Annotated in this window: 18 protein-coding genes; 9 read left to right on the forward strand and 9 right to left on the reverse strand. The window is 66.1% G+C overall.

Annotated elements, in window-relative coordinates; genetic code table 11:
• Positions 1 to 86: 86 nt before the first annotated feature.
• Entirely contained in the window at positions 87 to 1502 is a 1416-nt protein-coding gene (locus ACW17X_RS06325; protein WP_492086412.1) for a sensor histidine kinase, read from the reverse strand.
• 156 nt (positions 1503 to 1658) lie between these two features.
• Between ACW17X_RS06325 and ACW17X_RS06330 the strand changes: the two genes are divergently transcribed.
• From ACW17X_RS06330 to ychF, 8 genes are all read left to right on the forward strand, one after another.
• Complete coding sequence (locus ACW17X_RS06330; protein ID WP_492086411.1) at positions 1659 to 3944, forward strand: ATP-binding protein; 2286 nt, start codon at positions 1659 to 1661, stop codon at positions 3942 to 3944.
• Between the two features lie 144 nt (positions 3945 to 4088).
• Positions 4089 to 4700 carry a 50S ribosomal protein L25/general stress protein Ctc gene (locus ACW17X_RS06335; protein WP_492086410.1) on the forward strand — a complete coding sequence of 204 codons (612 nt, stop codon included), beginning with the start codon at positions 4089 to 4091 and terminating at the stop codon, positions 4698 to 4700.
• 87 nt (positions 4701 to 4787) lie between these two features.
• Entirely contained in the window at positions 4788 to 5408 is a 621-nt protein-coding gene (pth, locus tag ACW17X_RS06340) for an aminoacyl-tRNA hydrolase (RefSeq protein ID WP_492086409.1), read from the forward strand.
• Between the two features lie 37 nt (positions 5409 to 5445).
• Positions 5446 to 5832: a DUF2946 family protein gene (locus tag ACW17X_RS06345; protein WP_492100136.1), complete on the forward strand. Its 387-nt coding sequence runs from the start codon at positions 5446 to 5448 to the stop codon at positions 5830 to 5832.
• 66 nt (positions 5833 to 5898) lie between these two features.
• Positions 5899 to 7965 carry a TonB-dependent receptor family protein gene (locus ACW17X_RS06350; protein WP_492100137.1) on the forward strand — a complete coding sequence of 689 codons (2067 nt, stop codon included), beginning with the start codon at positions 5899 to 5901 and terminating at the stop codon, positions 7963 to 7965.
• A complete protein-coding gene (locus ACW17X_RS06355; RefSeq protein WP_492100138.1) occupies positions 7965 to 9329 on the forward strand; it encodes a PepSY-associated TM helix domain-containing protein in 1365 nt (454 codons plus the stop codon). Before ACW17X_RS06350 ends, ACW17X_RS06355 begins: the two co-directional genes overlap by 1 nt.
• Before the next feature lie 13 nt (positions 9330 to 9342).
• Complete coding sequence (locus tag ACW17X_RS06360) at positions 9343 to 9837, forward strand: copper chaperone PCu(A)C (protein ID WP_492100139.1); 495 nt, start codon at positions 9343 to 9345, stop codon at positions 9835 to 9837.
• Positions 9838 to 9906: 69 nt separating this feature from the next.
• Entirely contained in the window at positions 9907 to 11001 is a 1095-nt protein-coding gene (gene ychF / locus ACW17X_RS06365; protein WP_492100140.1) for a redox-regulated ATPase YchF, read from the forward strand.
• 57 nt (positions 11002 to 11058) lie between these two features.
• On the opposite strand, the gene ACW17X_RS06370 is transcribed toward ychF, so the two are convergent.
• From ACW17X_RS06370 to petA, 7 genes are all read right to left on the reverse strand, one after another.
• Positions 11059 to 13452: a TonB-dependent siderophore receptor gene (locus ACW17X_RS06370; RefSeq protein WP_492100141.1), complete on the reverse strand. Its 2394-nt coding sequence runs from the start codon at positions 13450 to 13452 to the stop codon at positions 11059 to 11061.
• 428 nt (positions 13453 to 13880) lie between these two features.
• On the reverse strand, positions 13881 to 14393 hold the full coding sequence (locus ACW17X_RS06375; protein ID WP_492100142.1) for a hypothetical protein: 513 nt from the start codon (positions 14391 to 14393) through the stop codon (positions 13881 to 13883).
• 58 nt (positions 14394 to 14451) lie between these two features.
• Positions 14452 to 16101, reverse strand: a complete 1650-nt coding sequence (locus tag ACW17X_RS06380; protein ID WP_492100143.1) for a M28 family peptidase — start codon at positions 16099 to 16101, stop codon at positions 14452 to 14454.
• 66 nt (positions 16102 to 16167) lie between these two features.
• A complete protein-coding gene (locus ACW17X_RS06385) occupies positions 16168 to 17826 on the reverse strand; it encodes a M28 family metallopeptidase (RefSeq protein ID WP_492100144.1) in 1659 nt (552 codons plus the stop codon).
• Between the two features lie 150 nt (positions 17827 to 17976).
• Entirely contained in the window at positions 17977 to 18849 is an 873-nt protein-coding gene (locus ACW17X_RS06390) for a cytochrome c1 (protein ID WP_492100145.1), read from the reverse strand.
• Positions 18850 to 18854: 5 nt separating this feature from the next.
• Positions 18855 to 20183: a cytochrome b gene (locus ACW17X_RS06395; protein WP_492100146.1), complete on the reverse strand. Its 1329-nt coding sequence runs from the start codon at positions 20181 to 20183 to the stop codon at positions 18855 to 18857.
• 16 nt (positions 20184 to 20199) lie between these two features.
• The gene (gene petA, locus ACW17X_RS06400; RefSeq protein WP_492100147.1) at positions 20200 to 20736 is read right to left on the reverse strand and encodes a ubiquinol-cytochrome c reductase iron-sulfur subunit; all 537 of its coding nucleotides are present in this window, start codon (positions 20734 to 20736) and stop codon (positions 20200 to 20202) included.
• 194 nt (positions 20737 to 20930) lie between these two features.
• On the opposite strand from petA, the gene ACW17X_RS06405 reads away from it, so the two are divergent.
• Positions 20931 to 21380 carry a tRNA (cytidine(34)-2'-O)-methyltransferase gene (locus ACW17X_RS06405; RefSeq protein WP_492100148.1) on the forward strand — a complete coding sequence of 150 codons (450 nt, stop codon included), beginning with the start codon at positions 20931 to 20933 and terminating at the stop codon, positions 21378 to 21380.
• On the opposite strand, the gene ACW17X_RS06410 is transcribed toward ACW17X_RS06405, so the two are convergent.
• Positions 21377 to 22987, reverse strand: coding sequence for an ABC-F family ATP-binding cassette domain-containing protein (locus ACW17X_RS06410; RefSeq protein WP_492100149.1), 1611 nt, complete (start codon positions 22985 to 22987; stop codon positions 21377 to 21379). The genes ACW17X_RS06405 and ACW17X_RS06410 overlap by 4 nt on opposite strands.
• Between the last annotated feature and the right edge of the window lie 117 nt (positions 22988 to 23104).

A 23104-nucleotide genomic window follows, 5' to 3' on the forward strand; every position in this document is an offset into this window, starting at 1 on the left:
CGACGCGGCGCGACTACTGCCTGTGAATGGTCAGCGCATTAAGACGAGTTGATGACAGTTCGGTAACAGCGTGGCCCTTTGGCGCCTCAGGCGGCAGCAGTACGCGGGTCCCGTCGCTCGCTCACCATAGGGAACCAGGCTGTAAATGCAGTGCCCAGGCCGGGCGCGCTTTCAACCACAAGACCGCCCTGGTGGCGGTTGATGATGTGTTTGACAATGGCCAGGCCCAGACCCGTCCCCTGGCGCTCACCGCTCTTTTGGCCCTCCACGCGGTAAAAACGCTCGGTTAGGCGCGGCAGATGTTCACGCGCCATGCCCGGCCCGTGGTCGCGAACCGTCACAGCGGCGTAGAAGACCCCAACAGCGCGATCCGGCGTGACAAGCGGCAAACGCGTCGCGCCCGGCATACGCGAGGCCCAAGCCTCGTCGAACGACAGGTCAGATCGCACCGAGATTTCTACGGCCCCGCCCCTTGGGGAATATTTGACCGCGTTATCCAACAGGTTCTGGACAACCTGAAGAATCTCGTCCCGGTCGCCGCTGATCGAGGCCCTCGCCTCCCCCTGATCGACCATCACATCGATCTGCTTCTCCTGGGTCAGCACGCTGACCGCGTCAACGACGTCCGAGGCGGCGCGGTCCAGATCCACCCGACCCGATGGCGGAATATGCTCGTTCAACTCAATCCGGCTGAGCGACAGAAGGTCGGCGACCAGCCGGCCCATGCGATCCGCTTGAGCCGACATGATGTCCAGGAAGCGGTCACGGGCGGCGACGTCGTCGCGCGCATGGCCCTTCAGCGTCTCGATGAACCCGCTCAGCGAGGCGAGCGGCGTGCGCAGCTCATGGCTGGCGTTGGCCAGGAAATCGACGCGCATCATCTCGGTTCGCCGCGCATCGGTCTCGTCACGCAGGATGACCATGGCCAAGGCGCCGCCGCCCACGCCTTCCTCGTAACCGAGCGGTCGAGTCCAGGCGCGCCACCGCCGGTCTCTCTGTCCGCCGGTCGTATAGTCTGTCGTACGCGACATGCCTCCGAACAAGGCCTCGTCCACCGCCTCCAGAACGCCGGGCTCTCGCAGCACCTGCACCAGAAGCGCGCCCTGGCTTTGAATCCGCAGCAGATCGCGGGCGACCTTATTGGCCATGACAATACGGCGACCGGCGATGTCGTCGGGCTCGCCGCCGCTGATGATCAGGACCGGATCGTCCAGAGCCTCGAACACCCGATCCAGCAACTCGGCCTTCGCCGGGTCAGCAGGCCTCTCGACGGGCGCGCCGGTCGATTCCGGGAGAGGCGTCGTAGACGATGGGTGCGCATTGAGGATCCAGGCCGAGAGAGCCACGATCACAGCTCCGCCCAACAGCCAATTGGCGATCTGGGGATGAATGAAGGCCAGTCCCACCAACACAGCCACAGCGATTGCGATGCTGATCCCCACGGTCCACAGACGCGAGGTCGAAATCGGCGCTACGGGCGAAGGCGAAGATTCGTAAGGCATATGCGGCGCACGCCTCCAGATGGGCGACCGAGGGGGAAACCCATCCTTGCACGGATTCTGTGACGGCGCGCCGACACACGCCGTCGTTTTATTTTGAGCTTCGCCGCACGGTTTGTTTAGGAGTTTCGGTCATCGTCCCCCTTCGAAGGGGGCGCCGTGGACCGGGTACTTTATTGCATCTCGAATGACCACGACTGGCGGGTAACCCTGCTGGCCGCCATCGTCTGTCTGGCCGGCATGGGTTCGACCTTCCGCTTCATCGACCGCGCCCGGATTACAGACGGCGCGCGCCGTAGACGGCTTGCGATTTCGGCAAGTCTGATTGGCGCACTGTCGATATGGGCGACGCACTTCATCGCCATGCAGGGCTATGTCGGCGCGGGCGACCTGACCTATGACCCGGCGCTGACCCTGGCTTCAGTTCTGGTGATCATCCTCGGCGCGGGGCTGGCCATTTTCGTGTCCCTGACAGGCAATGACCGCCCGCGCCGTGTTTTGAGCGCCTTTGTCGCGGTCTCCGCCGTCGCCGCAATGCACTATCTGGGCATGGCGGCGCTGCGCGCACCGGCGGTGCTCAGCTGGAATCCCGAACTGGTCCTCACCTCACTGATCGGCGGCATGGCTATCGGCGGAACCACCGCCTTCTTCCATCAACGAGGCAGTCTCCGCCGGCTGGCCGTCACGGCCGTGGGCGCCTCGCTCGCCGTTGTCTTCCTGCATTTTGTGGGCATGGCCGCGATCACCGTGACGCCGGACCCCAGCTTGGGGGAACAGACAGGCCTGACACCCGACGCCATGCGCACCGTGGTCTTCATCCTCGCTCTATCGATCGTGGGCGTCGGCGCCGCTCTGGTCTTCATGGCCTATATGGCGCGCGCGGGCGCCCTGGGTCACATCCGCGAGGCGGTCGAGGCCATGTCGGACGGTTTGGGCTTCTACGACGCTGACGACCGCCTGGTCTTGTGGAATGCGCGCTACGCCGAGGTGAACCCGGAACTCGCGCCCTTCCTGAAGGTCGGAATGACCTTCAGGGAGATTCTTCAGATCGGTATCAACGAAGGCCGGTACGACGAGGCCATCGGCTGCGAGGAAGAGTGGATCGCGGAACGAATCCGCGTCCGCCGCCAGGGATGTTCGACCATCGAACAGCAGGTCGGCGGCGACCAATGGCTGCAGATCCAGGATCGTCGTACGCCCGGCGGCGGCACTGTCACCGTCTGCAACGACATCACGGCGCTGAAGCGCGACGCCCACGCCCTGCGTGAGGCGCGCGACGCCGCCGAGGCGGCCAATGTCGCCAAGAGCCAATTCCTCGCCAACATGAGCCATGAGATCCGTACGCCGCTGAACGGCGTGATCGGCCTGTCTCAAGCTCTGTCAAAGACCGAATTGACCCCCGACCAGCGCGAGATGCTGAATTTGATGCAGGCCTCCGGCCGGACGCTTCAGACCCTGCTCAGCGACATTCTGGACCTCGCCCGGGTCGAGTCCGGCAAGCTCGAACTGACCGAGGACGCCTTCGAACTGGAGGTCGCCGTGCGCGAGGCGGCGCAACTCTATGCCGAGAATGCGCGAGAGAAACACCTGGGCTTCTACGTCGATATCGACGTGGAAGAAGGCCTGTGGATTCGAGGCGACATGGTGCGCCTAAAACAAATCCTGACAAATCTCATTTCCAACGCGGTCAAATTCACCTCCAAAGGCTTCGTGGGGCTGACCGTCCAGCGCGGTCCCGACACGAACGGGACCCCGACCCTGCGGTTCACGGTCGAGGACACGGGCATTGGCTTCGACGCCGCGACCCGCGAACGCCTGTTCAGCCGATTCGAACAGGCCGACGGCGGCATTACGCGCAGATTCGGCGGCTCCGGACTGGGCCTCTCCATCTGTCGACAATTGGCCGAGATGATGGGCGGCGACCTGGACTGCGAGAGCGAACCCGGAGGCGGGTCGGCCTTCATGCTGACAGTTCCGATGAAGGTCTGCGACAAGCCGGCGCAGAGCGAGCCCAAAACGGCAGGCGGGCCACACGGGGGGCTTGGCGCGGTTCGTGTCCTGGTCGCCGACGACCATCCCACCAATCGCCGCGTCATCGAACTGATTCTCGGCCAGGCCATGGCCGACATCTTCGCGGTGGAGAACGGCGCCGAGGCCGTCGAGGCGTTCCGGACCCAGGACTTCGACCTGGTGCTCATGGACATGCAGATGCCGGTGATGGACGGGCTGACCGCGACGCGAGAAATTCGTCTGCACGAGACGGCCATGGGCGGCGCGCGCGTGCCGATCGTGATGCTGACGGCCAACGCCATGCCAGAACATGTCGCCGCCGGACGGGCGGCCGGGGCCGATCATCATCTGGCCAAACCGTTCGACGCCGCCGAACTGCTGGCCATCGTCGCCGATCCCGAGGCTCTACTGAGCGGCGTGGTCAGGGCGGCCTGATCTCGCGCGGGATCTCGACCATGGCGGTTGCACATCCGTCATGATGCGTGTAATAGCCCGCGCTCTTGAATTCGAGGGTTCATGACCCCCGCCGCGCGGGCCCAGGGTTGGCGCGGTGTTTCCGTTGTTGTTGAGGCGAGCCAGATGGCCGAGATCATTCTGAACGTGGACGTCCGCGATGGCGTCGGCACCGGTGGCGCCCGCGCCGCCCGTCGCGCCGGTTTCGTGCCGGGCGTCCTGTACGGCGGCGACAAGGCCCCCGTCTCCATTTCGGTGAACGAGAAGGACTTCCGCAAGTCGCTCTACACCGGCAAGCTGCTGGGCCACCTGGTGACGCTGAAGTACGGCGAAGAGACCCAGCCGGTCATCGCCAAGGACGTGCAGTTCGACCCCGTGTCGGACCGCCCGATGCACTTCGACCTGATGCGCGTCGACGAGCACGCCCCGGTCAAGATCGAAGTGCCGGTTCACTTCAAGAACGCCGACGAAGCGCCGTTCGCCCGCCAAGGCGGCTCGCTGGAAGTCGTCCGCCATGCGGTCGAAATCATGGTCAAGGCCGACAGCATCCCGGAAGAACTGGTTGTCGACCTGGCCAAGGCCCAGATGGGCGACACCATCCGCTTCTCGGACATCGAACTGCCCAAGGGCGTCGAGCCCACCATCACCGACCGCGACTTCGTGATCGCCACGATTAAGGTCTCGTCGGCCGCCCTCTCGGCCGCCGCTGACGAAGCCACCGAGACGACCGAAGCCTAAGCTTTCGTCGCTTCGACAAGATCAGGCCCCGCCCGGTTCGCCGCGGCGGGGCTTTTCTTTGTGCGACGCACACGGCATGAGGACGCCATGATCATCATCGCCGGGCTCGGCAATCCGGGCGCAAAGTACGAGAAGAACCGCCACAACATCGGCTTCATGGCCGCCGACGAGATCGCGCGGCGCTGGCGGTTCGGCCCCGAGCGGGCCAAGTTCCAGTCGATCGTCAGCGAAGGTCAGGTCGAGACGGCGAACGGGCCGGTCAAGGTCCTGCTGATGAAGCCCCAGACCTATATGAACGAGAGCGGCCGAGCGGTCGGCGAGGCCGCGCGCTTCTACAAGATCAAGCCGTCCGAGATCATCGTCTTCCACGACGAGATCGACCTGGCCCCCGGCCGGTTCCGCATGAAGACCGGCGGGGGCGCCGCCGGCCAGAACGGCGTCCGCTCGCTGATCAGCCACCTGGGCGCCGACTTCCGGCGCGCCCGCATGGGGATCGGCCATCCGGGCGAGAAGGACATGGTCATGCCCCATGTGCTGGGCGACTTCCACAAGGCCGAACAGCCCTGGCTGGACGCCCTGCTCCAGGCCTGCGCCGACGCCCTGCCCTTCGCCGCCGCCGGCGACGACGAGCGCTATCAGGGCGAGGTGATGCGCCTGGCCCCCGCGCCCAAGTTCAGCCCTCGCCAGGCGGCGCGCGGCGAACTATAGCCTGTACGCCCCCGGCGAAAGGCCGTAGAGGCGAGGCGTGAACCATTCCGACGCCGATCACTGGTCGACATCGAGATCGCTCGCCTTCCTGGCGGCGGTGTTCGCCATCGTGCTCGGAAGCCTGCTGCCCTTCGGGGCCCTGGCGGCGGCCCAGCCGGGGCAGCCTCTGGTCATCTGTTCCGCCGAAGGGCCGCAGACCATCCAGACCGGCGGCATGGACGGCCCGGTCAACAAGCACCTGGGGGCCAAGTGCGCCGCCTGCGTCGTGCCTCTGGCCGCCGCCCTCCCCGCCCCGCCCGCGCCCGAACCGGCGCCGGTCGTTCGCACGGTCGAGACCGTCGTCTATTCGCCCGCCCGCGTCAGCCCCCCGCCGCCGGCCCGCGCCCCGCCGCGCCCGCCGTCCACCGCCCCGCCCCACGCCTGAACCAGACCTAAAGCCCGCGCCGGCCCTGCGCCCGCGCGCCCTTCTCGTTCTGACTTCAGGATCATCATGTCTCTCAAGACCACTGCGGCGCCCTGCGCCCTGCTGCTCGCCTCATTGGCCAGCCCCGCGCTGGCGCAACAGGCTTCCGAGCCCGCCGTCCTCGACACCGTCATCGTCACCGCCCGGCGCAACGCCGACGACCCCGCCGTCGTCGCCGAGGCGCGGGAACGTCTGTCGCGTACGCCCGGCGCGGTCGCCGTCGTCTCGGCCGAATCCTACGCCGACCGCTATGCGCCCAACCTCGCCGACGTTCTGCGCGACGCCCCCGGCGTCTACGCCCAGAAGAAGTGGGGCGGCGACATCCGCCTGTCGATCCGGGGCTCGGGCATCGGCAATTCCAGCCATAACCGTGGAACCCTGCTGGCCCAGGACGGCGTTCCCTTCAACGAGGCCGACGGTTTCGGCGACTTCCAGCTGATCGACCCGCTGATCGCCCGCTACACCGAGGTCTACAAGGGCGGCAACGCCCTGCGCTTCGGCGGCGCCCTGCTGGGCGGGGCGGTCAATCTGGTCACCCCGACCGGGCGCACGGCCGCGTCGAACCTGAGCCTGCGTCTGGACGGCGGCTCCTATGGCACGGTGCGCGCCCATGCCGAGGTGGCGGGCGTTCGCGGCGACTGGGACGGCTTCGCCGCCGTCACCGGCCAGAGCGTGGACGGCTGGCGACAGCAGAGCGAGGGCAAATCCCTGCACCTGTCCGCCAATATCGGCCGCAGCTTCGGTCAGGACCGCGAGGTGCGCCTGCTGATCTCGGGCGGCGACATCCATCAGGAAATCCCCGGCAGCCTCAGCCTGTCGGACGCCTTGACCAAGCCCCAGACGGCGACGCTGAGCAACGTCACACTGAACTATCAGCGCAATATGCAATCGATCCTCACGACGGTGCAGACCCGCTGGCGGCTGGACGAGTCCACCGTGTTCGAGGGCGCGGTCTATGGGACCTGGAAGGATCTGGACCACCCCATCTTCCAGGTCATCGATCAGGAAAGCCGCAACTACGGCGCCTTCGGTCGGTTCGACTGGCTGGGTCAGGTCTTTGGCCTGCGCGCCGACGCCTTCTACGGCGCCTGGTATCGCCAGGGCGACCTGGACGCCAAACAGTGGGGCAATCTGGCCGGCCAGCAGAACGGCCTGCGTTCCCGCAGCTTCCAGAACGGCAAGGGGCTGGACGTCTTCGGCGAAGGCCGGCTGTTCGTCACCGACCGCCTGGCCCTGGTCGCCGGGGGAACCTGGGGCCGCGCCGAGCGCGATTATCAGAGCTATGTGGTCCCCGGCGTCGCCGGCACGATCGACCTGAGCGTCGACAAGACCTTCGACTGGTTCGCGCCCCGCGCCGGCCTGTTGTGGGAAAGCGAGGAAGGCGATCAGGTCTTCGCCAATGTCACCCGCTCGGTCGAGCCGCCCAACTTCTCGGCCCTGTCGCCGACCGCCGGCGGCTATCAGCCCCTGGTCCCGCAGGAAGCCGTGACCTGGGAGGTCGGCACGCGCGGTCGCCGCGGCCCGGTGACCTGGGACGTCACCGCCTATCGCGCCGACCTGGACCATGAGCTGCTGAATTTCGTGATCGACAACGCGCTGGGCATTCCCGCCTCCACCTTCAACGCCGGGCCCACGGTTCACCAGGGGATCGAAGCGGGGGTGGACTGGCGGATCGCGCCGCAGTGGCGCCTGCGCCAGACCTACGCCTTCTCGGACTTCTACTTCGACGGAGACAAGGTCTACGGCGACAATGACCTGCCGGTCGTGCCGCCGCATCTGTACCGGGCCGAGCTGCGGTATGATCACCCGGCCGGCTGGTTCGTGGCGCCCAGCGTGGAATGGTCGATGGCGGATTCCTGGGTCGATTACGCCAACACCCTGAAGTCGCCCGCCTATACGGTGGCGAACCTGAACATGGGCTGGACCGTGCGGCGCGGCCTAACCGTCTTCGCCGACGTGCGCAACCTGTTCGACGAGGCATATGTCTCGAACTTCAGCGCCGTCACCGACGCCAGCCTGGCCAGCGTCTCGACCGCCGTCTTCTTCCCCGGCGAAGGCCGCTCGGCCTATGTCGGCGTGAGGATGAGCTACTGATGGCCGGTAAGGCCGCAACCCAGGCGCCGGACGATCTGTCCGGCGCCTACCGGGCCGTCTGGCGCTGGCATTTCTATGCCGGCGTCTTCGTCATGCCCGTGCTGATGCTGCTGGCCCTGACGGGCGGCCTGTATCTGTTCAAGGACGAGATCGACGGCGCCCTCTATCGCGACATGATCCGCGTGCCTGTGGTTCAGTCTCAAGCGCCCCCGGAGACCTGGGTGGCGTCGGCGGACCAGGCCGCCGGCGGCGGTCGGGTCGCCAATCTGGTCCTGCCCGCCCGGCTGGACCAGGCCGTCCGCCTGCGCGTGGATCGACCCGACGGGGTGCAGAAGACGGTCTTCGTCGATCCGCACACAGGCCGCGCGACCGGCGTCATTCCCGCCGGTGGGTTCATGGAACTGGTCAAGAAGACCCACAGCCTGACCCTGCTGGGTCGGCCGTTCAACATCCTGGTCGAGATCGTGGCGGGCTGGACCATCATTCTGTTCGCCACCGGCCTCTATCTGTGGTGGCCGCGCGGACGGGCCGTTGCGACCTTCTCGCCCCAGACGAACGACACACGACGACGTCCCTTCTGGCGCGACCTGCACGCCCTGACCGGCCTCTATGTCGGCGGGGTCGTGCTGTTCCTGGCGGTCACCGGCATGCCCTGGTCGGCCTTCTGGGGCGACACGGTGATGGACGCGGTCAAGTCCAGCGGTCTCGGCCGCCCGCCGGCGCCCGTCGCGGGGGCCTGGCAGCGCGCCGAACACCATGACCAGCCCATCGGCGCCGGTTGGGCCATGGACGGAATGGTCATGACCCACGACCACGCGGGCCACGGCGCCCTGGACCGGGTGCTGAAGGCCGCCGACGACGCCGGTCTGGCCCGGCCCTACGCCGTCTCCATTCCCGCCGCCTCGGGCACGGCCTATACGATCACGACCCAGGCCCGGCGGGTCCAGGACAGCCGCTCTATGTACATCGACGCCGCTTCAGGCCGTGTGCTGGCCGACCTCGGCTATGACCGGTTCGGCGCCGGCGCCAAGGCCATCGAATGGGGGATCTACACCCACCAGGGCACCCAGTACGGACAGGTGAACCGGATCATCATGCTGCTGGGCTGTATCGGCGTCTGGCTATTGGCGATCAGCGGCCTGGTCATGTGGTGGAAGCGCCGCCCGCCGAACCTGTCACGCCTTCGCCTGGGCGGCCCGCCCGCCCCGCCCGCCCCGCCCGGACCGCGCGTCCGCGCCGCCATCCTGGGCATCGTCCTGCCTCTCGCCCTCCTCTATCCCCTGACGGGACTGAGCCTGATCCTCGCCGTATTGCTCGATCGAGCCGTGCGGCCGATGATCCGGCGTCGTCCCGCCGTTTCCTGAAAGAACCGACGCCATGAAAACCCACCTGTCCCTCGCCGCCGTCGCCCTCATTCTGGCGGCCTGCAACCCGCCTGCGGACAAGCCGGCCCCTGCTGCTGAGGCCACTGCTGCTGTCGTGACCGCCGCCGACGCCTGGTGCAGGCCTTCGCCGAACGGGGCCAAGGCCGGCGGCTGCTACGTCACCCTGACCGCCGCGACCGACGACCGGCTGACCGGCGGCGCCACGCCCCGCGCCGGAGAGCTTCAGATCCATGAGATGAAGACCGAGAACGGCATGATGAAGATGGGCCAGCTGACCGAGGGACTGCCGCTTCCGGCCGGTCAGGCGGTCGCCCTGGCGCCCGGCGGCAATCACCTGATGCTGATCGGCCTGACCGCGCCCCTGGTGGCCGGTGAGACCGTGCCCCTGACCCTGAAATTCGCCTCGGCGCCCGAGGTGACGGTGCAGGCGGCGGTGCGTCAGCCCGCAATGGCGGCCATAGCGGGCATGGATCACAGCGCCCACTGACGCCTTTTGCAGCGCGAGCCTGACAAACGGGATCGAACCCGCTAAAGGCTCGCGCTCACGAGGAATACCATGGCTCTTAAAGTCGCGATCGTCGGCCTGCCCAACGTCGGCAAGTCCACCCTGTTCAACGCCCTGACCAAGACGGCGGCGGCCCAGGCGGCCAACTATCCGTTCTGCACCATCGAGCCGAACACCGGCGACGTGGCCGTGCCCGAGGCGCGTCTGAACGCCCTGGCCGAGATCGCAGGGTCCAAGGAAATCATCCCCGCCCGCATCACCTTCGTCGATGTCGCCGGCCTGGTGCGCGGCGCGTCCAAAGGCGAGGGCCTGGGCAACCAGTTCCTCGCCAATATCCGCGACTGCGACGCCGTGGCCTTCGTCGCCCGCTGCTTCGTCGATGACGACATCACCCACGTCGAAAACCGCATCGATCCGATCGCCGATCTGGAGATCATCGAGACCGAGCTGATGCTGGCCGACATGGAAAGCCTGGAGCGCCGCCGGCCCCAGCTGGAGAAGCGCGCCAAGGGCGGCGACAAGGAGTCCGGCCTGACGCTGAAACTGGTCGATCTGGCCCTAACCCAGCTGAACGCCGGCAAGCCCGCCCGCACCGCCGAAGTGTCCAAGGAGGACGCCAAGGCCTGGCACATGCTGCAACTGCTGACCGCCCTGCCCGCCCTCTATGTCGCCAATGTCGAGGAAGGTTCGGCCGACAAGGGCAATGAGCTGTCGGACAAGGTCGCCGCCCGCGCCGCCACGGACAACGCCAACTCGGTCGTCATCTCGGCCCAGATCGAGTCCGAGATCGCCGTCCTGGACGACGCGGAGCAGAAGGAATTCCTCGAGACCCTGGGTCTGGAAGAACCCGGCCTGAACCGCCTGATCCGCGAGGCCTACAAGCTGCTGGGTCTACAGACCTATTTCACGGTCGGCCCCAAGGAGGCCCGCGCTTGGACCATCAACGTCGGCGACACCGCGCCCCAGGCGGCCGGCGTCATCCACACCGACTTCGAAAAAGGCTTCATCCGCGCCGAAACCATCGCCTTCGACGACTTCGTCGCCCTGCGCGGCGAAGCCAAGGCGCGCGAGGCGGGCAAGCTGCGCGCCGAGGGCAAGACCTATGTCGTCAAGGACGGCGACGTGATGAACTTCCTGTTCAACTGACGCCAATCGTCCCCGCCGTCGAGACGGCGGGGGCGTTGTTCCCCTGAGCCGCCGTCGTCAGAAGTCGTAGCGGATCGAGAAGTTGACGGTGCGGCCGTTGGCGGCGCGCCCCATGCCGACACCCGTGGCCGGCACGGACGGGGTGGTGATCTCGATAAAGGCCACCTCGTCGAACAGGTTGTTGGCGTCGACCATCAACTGAATCCGATCCGTCGGACGGTATTGGACGAAGGCGTTGACCAGGACATAGCCTGGCATCTTCATCTGGTTGACGTCCTGCACCCAGCTGCTGGTGGCGCCGATGACATTGGCCCCGACCGTGAACCTGCGGGTTTCATACTGGGGGCTGGCCTGGAAGATGTAATCGGGCTGACGCCGCGGGACCATGCCGGCCACAGCGGCGTTCAGCTTGTCGCTGACGATCTCGGCCTGGGTCCAGGTGACCCCGCCCGTCAGGCTGAAGCCGCCGCGGCGATAAGCGGCCTCGGCTTCCACCCCATAGGCGGTGTATTCCCGGTCCGTCGTAATCGCGCCGGCCTGAACATTGGTGTCCTCTGTATCGGCCTGGAAGCCGGTGACGTTCACCGTCAGCTGAGGCGTGCGGTATTTGAATCCGCCCTCCAGCTGTTCGACGATGTCATAGCCGTCGTCCGGATCGGGCATGCTCCCGTCGATCGTGCTGACCTTACTCGAGAACAGCACCTTGTCCGCCCCCGCCCGCGCGCCCCGGCTGTAACGGGCGAACAGGGCGAAAGGCTCGGACACGCGGAAGTTTATGCCGCTGGAATAGCTGACATAGCTGTAGTCGTAATCGACCGGCGCAGGACGATCGAGCGGCGTGAAGGCGGTGCGGGATTCCGCGATCGAGATCACGCCGTCGCCGTTGAAGTCGAACGACTGGATGCCGACACGACCGCCGCCCAGATCAGCCCCGTACAGCTGGCCGCCGACCTGTCCGCTGTCGTATCGAACACTGGCACCAACCGCGACCCGTCCAAGCCGGTAGTTGACCGAGCCATAGGGGGCGACGATGTCGTAATCGACGTCGTATCTGCGCCGGAAGAAGGCGGTGGGGCCTGAGCGGTTAAAGCCACGATAGCCGTCCTGGGACTGAAGCACGCCGCCAGGGGTCGTATAGTTGATCAGGGCCGACTGACCGCCGCCGGCGATGTCCTGGAGGTGGTTCGAGTAGAGCCAGTCGCTTCTATAGCTCTGGGTCGAGTTGTAGACGCCACCGGTCAGGGTCAGCTCACCACTATGCACGTCGAAGACCCGGGTGGCGCGCAGATCGCTGATGAAATTGCCCAGATCGCTGGAGTCGATTCGGTTCAGGGCCGAGGCGACGACCAGGCCGTTTCCGTTGATGGATCCGATGTCGGTGATCACCTGCCCCTTGTTGGGACCGGTCGCATAGGTGAAGCTCCCCGCCCCGCCCCCCAGGGAGGCCGGCAGGGCGCTGCCGGAATAGATGGCCGAGACCAGGTTTCGGGTCGTCCCGCCGGCAATTTCCGAATAGCGGGCGCGATGGATGATGGTCCAGTCACGGACGTCGAAACGGGACTCCACCCCGATGGACCGCACATGGGCGTCCTGCCCCTGGCTGCGTCGAAGAACGGCGGGATTGTTGTCGGAGTCCAGGGTGATCACATCGCCGAGATGGCCCGACATGATGAAATCGCGCCGAACGTCATAGCCCTGGAAACTGCCGAAGACCGGGTTGTCATTCGTACCGGTGATCCGAACCGGGCCAGGCAGATAATGAGGCGACCGATCGTCCAGGTATTTTCCGGACAGGCGGACATAGCCGTTGGCGAAGGTCTTAGTGAGGTTGAACTTGAACTGCCCCCCCTCATAGGCCCGGAAACCGGCGTCGCGCTGACCCTCGCCCGAGCGATAGAAGCCGCCCATATGAAAACGCAGGGTGTCGGTGATAGGGCCGCCGTAGCGGAAGTCCACCCGGTTGCTGTCGTAGTCCAGCCCGGTGGTCACCTGGACGGCGCCGCCTTCGACCTCGCCCGTGTTGGAGATCAAGTTGATGACCCCGCCCGGCGAGTTCGAGGCGAAGGTCGACGCCGAACCGCCCCGGATCGCTTCCACCGCCGCCAGGTTGAAGTCGGCGCGGATGAAGATGTCCGTCGCGCCGTTGAAGAAGTCGCCGAACTCGAGGACGGGTAGGCCGTCCTCCTGGATCTGCATGTATTTGGAGCCGCCGGACGCGAGCGGAAGCCCACGGATCGTATAGGCGGAACTGCCGTCGCCGGTCGACGACTCGGTCCGGATCCCAGGAATGTTGCGCAGGATGTCGCCCAGCGAGCGAGCTCCGAGGACCTGGATCGCATCCTGCCTCAGGGCGCTGGTGGACGTGGCGCTGTCCAGCGGATCACGTCCCCGGGCCACGCCTGTAGAGAAGATCGCTTGAGCGGTCGCCGAGGCCGGAGGTCTCGCGGTCATGTTCTGATGCTGGGTGACAATGGCTTCACCAGAGACGCCGCTCCGCTCCTCCGCTTGAGCTGAGGCAAAGGCGGAAGCAACCATCACCGATCCGATCGAGATGAATACTTTTTTCACTATCACGGGCGTCCTCCAGGCTTATTTTTCCTGAGGACGCGCCCACACAGGTTAACATCTATATAAATTCGCCATTGCAATCATTCAATCTAACCATTCTATGGACTATCACTTAGTCTAATATACTTAGATGAATACGATTCTCTACGTAGAGTCGAGCTGCCGTTTTTGAGATGCATTCCGAGAATGAAATTCGGCATCTAAACTTCAGTCTTTCGCACGATGGACTAGGAGTGCGTCCAGCGGCCGCCCAGCTTTAGACTTCGTCGAGCAGCGGGCCCCTGCGCCATCCTGAGGGCGCGGGCGCCATTTTACTGTTCCGTCTTGAGCATCTTCCCAAGCGGATTAGTCGGATCCGGCGCCCGCGGCGACCCTGGGCACCGCGCCAGCTTGACTGTCGTCATATCACGGTCGATCCAGGTCAGGTTCATGACGTCGCCGCTGGCCGCCATGTGAACCCGTTCTGTCGCCGTTCGCCCCTCCGCCGCACAGGTCAGGGTCGCGACATAACCGTTAGGCGTCTCATCAATGCGGGCGATATCGCAACTGTTCTCATAGCCCTCGAACCGCATCGGCGTGACGGTGATCGGCCGACGCTCGCCGGCGGACCGGGCGCACCAGGCGGGATTGGCCGCCCATACTCCTACGAAGCTGCGCGGCCCCCGAGACGCCAGCGACGAGGGCCCCGGCGGTTCAACCGCCATCATGGCCTCAGGCGTCCTCAGCGGGGCGGCCGGTTGGTCCGGCGGATTAACCTGATGCTCGCCACAGGCGCTCAGGACCAAGGCAATGACGGTAAAGGCGGAAGGCGCGGCTAAATTCATCCGCCGACAACGCTGGGACGACGGCCAAGGTTCAATCCGCCTTGTCGTCCGGCGCGCCTCATGGACGCCGCTGATCCGCGGTCGCGTCGCGAATGGCGTTGAACTCCGCCGTCGGCTTCCATGCGGGCCAGGTTTCGCTATCCGCCACCGTCAGCCCAAGCCGGTACAGCAGGTCCAGGTTCTGCACCGCCGCTGTGAAGTCGTAGTCGGCGCGCCACTCGTCCGTCAGCTTGTGATAATAGCTCGCCATCTGGGCCTCATAGTAGGGCGTGCCCGCCTCCATGCCGCCTTCGACGAAATCGCGACCGCTCCACGGCATCAGGGCAGGCACCCCGCCCGCCGCGAAGTTGAAGTGGTCGGAGCGGTAGTAGAAGCCTTCCTTGGGATAGCCGTCGCCGGTCACGGTGCGCCCCTGAACCGCCGCGAACCGCGCCAGAATATCCTCCAGCTCCGACTTGCCGACGCCGAACACCGCCACGTCCCGGGTCGCGGGCGTGAAGGGCAGCATGTCGATGTTGATATCCGCCGCCGTCTTCGCCAGCGGATAGATCGGGTCGGCGGCATAGGCCTCGGAACCCAAGAGCCCCTGCTCCTCGGCCGTGACGTGCAGGAAGACCACGGTCCGCTCCGGTGCCGGCCCCGCCTTGAAGGCCCGCGCCATCTCGATCAGGCCCGCCGTGCCCGACGCATTGTCCCAAGCGCCGTTGAAGATGTCGTCGCCCTCGGCGTTCGGCTCCTTGGCCTTGCCGACGTGGTCCCAGTGGGCGGAATAGACCACATATTCGTCGGGGCGGGTGGCGCCTGGAATTTTCGCCAGCAGATTGTTCGAGTGGATGACCTCCGTCGTTTCGGCAACACCCAGCGACAGGCTGCCTTCCAGAGCGACGGCGCCGCCGAGACCGGCGGTCTTGGCCCGTACGACCGCCTCCGTCAGTGCTGCGCCGCCGATCAGGCTCCCCGTCGCCATAGTGATGGAGCCGGTGAACCGCGCGTCCGCGGCGCCCTTGACGGTCATCTGCGGCCGGGTCGCGCCACCGACGGCGCGACGCCAGCGGCTGTTCTCTTCCTGCAGGGTGATGACGCCCACGGCCCCGCGCTTCAACGCCTCCTGCATCTTGTGCTCAGTCGATCCGTAGAAATTCGGATCGACGCCCAAGGGTTCGGGCTGACCGCGCAGGATGACCGCCACCTTGCCGGTCAGGTCGGAGGCGCCGTAATCGTCCCATCCCCGCTCCGGTGCGACCACGCCGTATCCGGCGAAGACCACAGCCAGGTCTTCGAGTTTCAGCGCAGGATCGGCAGGACCGGCGCGCAGGGTGATGTCCGTCCCCGAGACCAGGTCATGAAGAACGCCGTCCGCCCCTGTCCAACTCGCCGTCGGCGCACGCTCAGGCGTGAAACGCACCAGTTCGACCGGCTGCAGCCAGCTCCCATTCCGGCCGCCCGGCTCCAGCCCCATGGCTTCATACTGACCCTGGAGATAGTCCAGGGTCAGACGTTCGCCGACCAAGCCGGGGAACCGCCCCTCCAACTCATCGGAAGCCAGGTATTTGATGTGATCCGATAGCCGATCGGCGCTGAACTGAGGCCTGGCGGACGACGCCGTTGCAAAGGCGTCGGCCGAGACCGGCGCCGCACCGGCCGGGGCGGCCGCCACTATCGCAAGTAGCAGCGGCGCCAGCGCGATCAGTCCAGGCCGAAAAAACATGAACACTGCTCGAAAGGGATATAAAAAGGAGAGGGCCGGGAGCGGCTCCCGGCCCTTGATAGAGCCTTAGCGGCGCTGGGCCGCCGTCGTGGCGCGCACGGGCGCGAACTCGGAGCCCGTCTTCCACTCCGGCCAATCGCGACCATTGGCCAGGGCGCGGCCCACGTCATAGAAGACCGTAAGGTCTTCGATCATGCCGCGATAGTCCCAGTTCGGCGACCACTCGTCCGCCGCCTGGTGGTAGCGTTTGGCGCCATATTCGGCGCGGTCGGCCTGACGCTGGGCGATCGGCTCGTCGCGGAAGTCGCCCCGGCTGCCGGCATAGGCCATCGGCACCCCGCGCTTGGCCAGGGGGAAGTGGTCCGAGCGGTAATAGGTGCCGGCCGCGTTTTCATAGTCCGGCGCCAGGGTGCGGCCCTGGGGCTGGATCGCCGCCGCCAGACGCTCGTCGAAGTCGGACTGGCCGTAGCCCGTCACGCCCAGCTCGGCGACGCGGCCGTAGACGTTCATCGAATCCATGTTGAACCCGCCCACCGTCTTGGCCAGCGGATAGACCGGATTGACGGCATAGTATTCCGAACCCAGCAGACCGCTTTCCTCGGCGGTGAAGCTGATCATAACCACCGACCGTTCGGTGCGTGGGGCGCGTCCATACATCCGCGCCAGTTCCAGCAGGCCGGCGGTGCCCGAGGCGTTGTCGACCGCGCCGTTGAAGATCCGGTCGCCCGTCGCGTCCGGCTCGCCCATGCCGATGTGGTCCCAGTGTGCGGTGTACAGCACCGTCTCGTCCGGATGCGTCGTGCCCGGCAGGCGGGCGATGACATTGTGGCTGGTGACCTGGTTGGTCGCAACGTCGAACTCGGTCGAGAAACCGGCGCCAGGCAGGGCCACGGGCTGGAAGTCACGGCTGCGCGCCTGGACCTTCAGCGCTTCAAAATCCAGCCCCGCGCGGCGGAACAGGTCCACCGCCACATCGCGCTGGATCCAGCCCTCCATCGGCACCCGCTCGGCCGCCGCATTGGGCCTCAGGATGTCGAACTGCGGCACGCCCCAGGAGTTGGCGACGGTCGCCCAGCCGTAAGAGGCCGGCGCCGTCTCATGGACGATCAGAACGCCCGCAGCGCCGTGTTTAGCCGCCTCCTCGTACTTGTAGGTCCAGCGGCCGTAATAGGTCATGGCCTTGCCGCCGAAGGTGTTCAGCGCCGGCTCCTCGAAGTCGGCGTCATTGACCAGGACGACCAGGATCTTGCCGCGCAGGTCCTGGCCCTTGAAGTCGTTCCAGTTCCGCTCGGGCGCCGTAATGCCGTAGCCGACGAAGACCAGGGGCGCGTCCTTCAGGCTGACATGCTGGGCGGGGCGACGCGTGGAAATGGCCACTTCCCGCCCCTGGGTCATCGGCAGGCTCCAATCCCCCAGCTTCAGCGAGACGCGGACATTGGATTGCACGAAGCGGTTCAGAACCACGTCCTGGGTCCACTGGCCGTTCGGCCCGCCCGGCTCGAACCCGGCGGCGGCGTAGCCCTCGCTCAGATAACGCTCGACCTTGTCCTCGGCCGGGGTGGCGATGCCGCGCCCCTCGAACGCGTCGCTCGACAGGACGCGGATATCCTCTGAAATCCGCGCGGCGTCGAAGGAAACGGCGGCTTGATCCGATCCGGCGGTGGCGCAGGCGGACAGGGTGACGCCGGCCAACAGCACGGCGGCGAAAGACGAGACGATACGCATGAACACTTGGCCCCACAGCCGGAAATGAAGTCGCCGACCCTAGGGGGCGAAACCCACCGTGTCGATTCCATGTCACGCGCCTTTTGTCGCAAACAAAAGCCCGCCGAAGCGGACTTCGGCGGGCTGATGAGCAGGTCGTGTGAGCGACGCCTAGTGGGCGACGCCCTTCCAGACGCGGCGATAGCTGGCGTAGGTGAGGCCCGCAAAGATCAGCAGGAACAGGATGACCCCGAACCCGGCCTGTTTGCGCTCGACCATCTTGGGTTCCGACGTCCAGGCGATGAAGGCCGCAACGTCCTTGGAATACTGATCCACCGTTTGGGGCGAGCCGTCGTCATAGGTCACCTGGCCGTTCTGCAGCGGCGGCGGCATGGCGATGAAGCCGCCCTCCGGCACATGGTGGGGATCGCCCGTCCAGAAGGGCGTCAGATCGCCGGCCATATAGGGGTTGTAGTGCTGCCCCTCGCGGATCTGCAGACCCGCCGGCGCGGCGCGATACCCCGACAGCAGCGAGTAGATGTAGTTGGCCCCGTCGTGGCGCGCCTTGGCCATGACCGACAGGTCGGGCGGCGCCGCACCGCCGTTGCCCGCCGCCGCCGCCGTGGCGTTCGGATAGGGGCTGCGGAACTTGTCGGCGGGCGTGGCGTCGCGCTGGATCGGCTCGCCGGTCTCGCTGTCGATATCCGGCACCTGAACCTCAGCGGCAAGAGCCTTCACCACCGGATTGTCGTTCGGGTTCGGATATTTGGGATTCCAGAACGGCCCGTGGCGGTCGCCCAGATTGCGATAGTGCATCAGGTTCATGCCGTGACAGGCGGCGCAGACTTCCTGGTAGACCTTGTAGCCGCGCTGCAGCTGGCCCTGGTCATAGACCCCGAACGGCCCTTCGAAACTGAACCCGCCCGAGCGCGGATGAGCCGCTCCGCCAGCCGCCAGGGCCGGAGCCGCCGCCAGAAGACCGACGGCCACGGCGGTCGACGCGATGATTCTGGACACCGAAACTTTGATTTTTCCGATCATCATGGCCCTCACCCCTTCTTCTCAGGCGAGGCCGGAGCGAGCGCCGGCATCGCGTCCGCGCCGGTCAGGACCGGCTCGGAAATGGTCGCCGGGATCGGCAGGGGCGTCTCCTTCAGACCGACGAACGGCATGATCACGAGGAAGAACAAGAAGTAGTAGGCCGTGAACAGCCGCGTCAGCCACAGGTACGAGTTGATGTTACCGTCCAGCAGAACGAACCCGCCGAGGCCCGGAATAACCGGCGCATCCGGCAGCTGACCACCGCACCAGCCCAGACCCACGCCCACCACCAGGAAGATGAAGAAGAAGGTCCGCATGGTCGGGCGATAGCGCATCGACCGAACCTTGGACGTATCCAGCCAGGGCAGGACGAACAGCACGCCGATGGCGCTGAACATGGCCACCACGCCGCCGAACTTGTCCGGGATGGCTCGCAGGATGGCGTAGAAGGGCAGCATGTACCACTCGGGCACGATGTGCGCCGGCGTCTGCAGCGGGTTGGCCGGGATGTAGTTGTCGGCGTGGCCCAGGGCGTTCGGCTGATAGAAGACGAAAATCGCGAACAGCAGCAGGAACAGGATGATCGCGAACCCGTCCTTCAGCGTGAAATAGGGGTGGAAGGGCAGCATGTCCTTCTTCGAGCGATCCGCAGGGATCAGGATGCCGACCGGATTGTTCTGACCCGCCGAGTGCAGCGCCCACAGGTGCAGAACGACGCAGCCCAATATGGCGAAGGGAAGCAGATAGTGCAGCGAGAAGAAGCGGTTCAGCGTCGCATTGTCGATCGCCGGTCCGCCGCGCAGCCAGATCAGGATCGGCTCGCCGATCACCGGGATGGCCCCGATCAGATTGGTGATCACCTCGGCGCCCCAGAAGGACATCTGGCCCCAGGGCAGGACGTAACCCAGGAAGGCGGTGGCGATCATCAGGAAGAAGATGACGCAGCCGATGATCCAGATCATCTCGCGCGGCGCCTTGTACGAGCCGTAGTACAGCCCGCGCAGCATGTGCAGATAGACGGCGATGAAGAACATCGAGGCGCCGTTGGCGTGGACATAGCGGATCAGCCAGCCGCCGTTGACGTCGCGCATGATCCGCTCGACCGAGGCGAAGGCCATGTCGACGTGCGGCGTATAGTGCATGGCCAGAACAATGCCGGTGACGATCTGCGTCATCAGGCACAGGGCCAGGATGCCGCCGAAGGTCCACCAGTAGTTCAGGTTTCTGGGTGTCGGCAGCGACATATAGTCTGCGCCGAAGCGGATGATCGGCAGCCGGGTGTCCAGCCACTTCTCGACGCCCGTTTTCGGGACGTAGGTGGATTCGTGTTCGCTCATGTCCTCCCCTTCGCCCTCAACCGATTCTTACGCGGGTGTCGGACGTATATTCGTAGTCCGGCACGATCAGGTTCAGAGGCGCCGGCCCCTTTCTGATCCGCCCGGACGCATCATAGTGCGAGCCGTGGCAGGGGCAGAACCAGCCGCCGTAGTCGCCGGCGTTGAAGGTGGGCACGCAGCCCAGGTGCGTGCAGGAGCCGACCACGACCAGATACTGTTCATGACCGGACTTGGTGCGTTCCGCGTCGGTCTGCGGCGGGCTGCCCACGGCGCCCTCGGTCACGACCTTCTGCAGTTCGGCCGGCGTGCGATAACGCACGAACACCGGCTTGCCCTGCCATTTGATCACGACCTGCTGGCCTTCCTGAACCTTGGTCAGGTCGAACTCGATCGAAGCCAGGGCCAGGGTGTCGGCGGCGGGGTTCATCTGGTTGATCAGCGGCCAGGCGATCATCGCCCCGGCGCCGACCGCAGCGGCGCCCGCTGCGATATGGATGAAGTCGCGGCGATTCGGATCGCCCTCGCCTTCCGGAATCACACCCGTTTCGGCCACGTTTCACCTCTCGAAGACCGCCGGGACCGCCTCTATTGGCGCTCCTCTTTTGCGGCACGAACCCTAAAAGCGAGACCCAGTATTCCCCTCGGCCTGTATTTGCGGCCTATGACCGCAAGTCGCTGACGTTTCTTGCGAAACGTTCGCAGACAGACCGCGACAAACCCCCAGGTCGCGTATATCTAGGGATTAGAATGCGTCTCGCCCTTTTTCAACCTGACATTCCTCAGAACGTCGGCGCCTGCATCCGGCTATCGGCCTGTTTTGGGGTTGAGCTGCACGTCGTGGAGCCTACAGGCTTCCGTTTCGACGACCGCGCCATGAAGCGGGCGGCCCTGGATTACGGCCCTCTGTCTCATATGCGCCGCCATTCCGACTGGGATGGGTTTCAGCGCGACCGCCCCGCTGGCCGGCTGATTCTGTTCACCACCCGCGGCGCCACCCCCCTTCCCGATTTCGTCTTTCAACCCGACGACACGCTTCTGTTCGGCAAGGAAACCTCCGGCGCGCCCGACTATGTCCACGCCGCCGTCGACGCCCGCGTGGTGATTCCCCTGCGTCCTGATGCGCGTTCGCTGAACCTGTCGGTCACCGCAGGCATCGCCCTGTGGGAGGGACTGCGCCAGACGGGCGGAATCGGCTAGAGGACGATCGTCCGTTCTATGCCTATGGCGTCCAGAAAGTCGGCGTCATGACTGACTACGATCAGGGCGCCGTCATAGGCTCGCAGCGCGCCTTCCACGGCGGCCACCGAGTCGAGATCGAGATGATTGGTCGGCTCGTCCAGAATCAGCAGCTGCGGCGCCGCCGCCCCGGTCATGACACAGGCCAGGGCCGCCCGCAGCCGCTCGCCGCCCGACAACTCGCCGACTTCTCGGTGCGCCGCCACGTTCCGGAACAGGAACCGCGCCAGCGCCGCCTGAGCGTCGTTGACCGAGCCCTCAGGATTGAGCCGTCGCCAGGCCTCGACCAGGGTTTCATCCGGTTTCAGGATCGTAGCCTCCTGATCCAGCAGCACCGCCCGACACGGCCGCTCCACTCGCCCGGTCGTCGGTTCCAGCGCCCCATGGATCAGTCGCAGCAGGGTTGTCTTGCCGGCCCCGTTCGGTCCTGTGATCGCGACCCGTTCAGGCCCCGTCAGCCGCAGGCTGACCGGCCCCACCACAGTGCGCCCCTGCGGCGTCTCCCAGGTCGCATCGTCGAGGACCAGCAAGGTCCGGCCTGACGCCAGGCCACTCGATGGCATGGGAATCGACAGGGCGCGGGTGTGCTCCACCCGCTCGCGCGCCGTGGCCAGGGCCGCCTCCGCCTCTGCGGCTTGCCGCGCCGCCAGCAGCCGGTCGCCGGCGCCGCTGTTCTCGGCCCGCTCCGCCCTCGCGCCGATCAGGATCTTCGGCATGTCGCCCTTGGCGCCCTTGCGCCGCCCGGCTGCGTCGCGCCGCGCCTTCATCTCCGTACGGCGCTGGGCGTCCGCCCCCACGCGAGCGGCCGTCCGTTCGGCGCCGGCCAGATCGCGTTCCGCCGCCGCCCGCTCGGTCGCCTTGCGCTCGGCGTAGAGATCGTGGTTCCCGCCGTGGACGGCGACGCCCAGGCTGGAGACCTCGACGATCCGGTCCATGCGCCGCAGCAGATCGCGGTCATGGCTCACCACCACCGCCCCGCTGTCCCAACGGGCCAGCATGTCGGCGACCACTCGCCGCGCCTCGACATCCAGATGATTGGTGGGTTCGTCCAGCAGGATCAGGTCCGGTCTCGCCAGCAGCAAGCCCGCGAGCCGCAGTCGCGTCTGTTCGCCGCCGCTCAGGCTCGGCGTCGCCCGGTCCATCGCCAAGCCCGCCAGTCCGACCTCGGCCAGGGCCTCGGCGATCCGCAGTTCCAGGCTCCAGTCGGCGTCCGCCAGATCGTCGGCCTCGCCGCTCCCCGCCAGCACGCGATCAACTATCGCCAAGGCCGAGGCGACGCCCAGCGTATCGGCGACCGTCTCGCCCGGCTCAGGATCATGGCGCTGATCCAGCATGCCGATCGTTCCAAGACGCGTCACCACGCCCTCGGCCGGCGAAAGGTCGCCTGAGATCAAGCGCAGCAAGGTGCTTTTGCCCGTCCCGTTGCGACCGACGACGCCGGTGCGCTCAGACCCGAACGTCAGGCTCAGATTGTCGAAAAGCGTAACGCCGACTGGCGTTCTAGCGGCGACCTTGTCGAGGGTCGCGAGCGCGCACGGGGACGCGCTTCGGCTTGGGCTGGTTGGCATGGAGGATCACGAGCAGCATGGCGGACAGGGCGGAACCGGTGGCCAATGCGATGATCATGATCGTCAAACCTTCTGCAAAACGCGTCAGAACAAGGAGGATGGGTCGTAATCCTGCAA

The sequence above is a fragment of the Brevundimonas sp. FV1ye4L genome (genome assembly GCF_058681255.1).